The following is a 658-nucleotide window of genomic DNA, read 5'->3' as shown; positions in this document are numbered from 1 at the left end:
TATAGTCATTGACGCAACTTTCTGAAATCATTGAGGAATGTGTCGATCCAATCGGCAGCGTAGCTCAACTTCTCTGAGAGGGTGTCGAACAGTTCCTGAATCAATGACTGGAACGCGTCTTCGTCGGTCACGAAGACGCGTGATAGCGCGTATTTCAACTCTCTCCAAAGCGGTTCAATTGGGTTGAGATGAGGTGAGTATTTCGGCAGAAATACGAGCTGAATCCCTAACTCATCGGCTAATTCTTTGACATCGTTCGCGTGGTGAGATGGGTAGTTATCGAGAATCACGACCAGCGGCCCGGCAGGATTCTCCTCTCGAATCCGTCGCAGAAACTCACACACTGACTCTGACTGCGAATTTGGCATGAGCTCAACGGCGTCCGCGCCGTTGAGCGCATAGAAGCCGAATGTATTCGCATCAAACCGATCGGTAGAAACCTGCTGAGACGGGGTTTCGAAGTCCCACACCCGCTGGTACACATCCTCTGGCTTCGGAAACGTCTCATCGAAAAATCCGACCGTACAGCCCCCATCGGTCATGAGGTCATCTTCATCTGAGTCAGATTCTTGGACCTCGTCGAGCGCCTCTTGCAGGCGCTCGTCGAGGATTTCTTCGGTATTCTCGGGCCGCCGATAATCGTACGGTTGGGGCTTGG

1 protein-coding gene is annotated in these 658 nt (G+C 52.3%); it reads right to left on the bottom strand.

Annotation, left to right across the window (positions count from 1 at the left end; translation table 11 throughout):
- Positions 1-5: 5 nt before the first annotated feature.
- Positions 6-658 (bottom strand): IS630 family transposase (locus tag C437_RS16980; RefSeq protein WP_004518228.1); only part of this gene is annotated, 653 nt, incomplete at its 5' end.

It is taken from the genome of Haloarcula vallismortis ATCC 29715, assembly GCF_000337775.1.
GTDB classification, from domain to species: Archaea; Halobacteriota; Halobacteria; order Halobacteriales; family Haloarculaceae; genus Haloarcula; species Haloarcula vallismortis.
This window is presented reverse-complemented; position numbering and strand designations above follow the sequence as displayed.